This is a genomic window from Gardnerella sp. C0684A1 (assembly GCF_055326835.1).
In genome coordinates, this window is record NZ_JBLTSX010000103.1 from 1 (window position 1) to 232 (window position 232).

Below are 232 nucleotides of genomic sequence, written 5' to 3' on the forward strand. Positions count from 1 at the left end.
GGCGCGATAAGGCTTAAGGTGCGGATTGCCCGCTGAACCGATGTACACACCCAGCAACTCTGGCACCTTGGTGTCAGTACCCTTTGCAGCAGCGAATGAGTTGCGCATATCGGTCAAGGTTGCACGGGCGATCTGCCGAGACACACCGAACCGTAGCAAGTTGCCGTTGCCAAGATCCCGGTTCAAGTTCAGTGACGGCAGTACGTCGATGTATTTCTCACCGTCCCTGCTC

At 56.5% G+C, this 232-nt stretch carries 1 protein-coding gene; it reads right to left on the reverse strand.

The genetic code is table 11. From position 1 onward, the window contains the following. Window positions 1-232 (reverse strand): hypothetical protein (locus ACNEUN_RS06480; protein ID WP_463631649.1); only part of this gene is annotated, 232 nt, incomplete at both ends.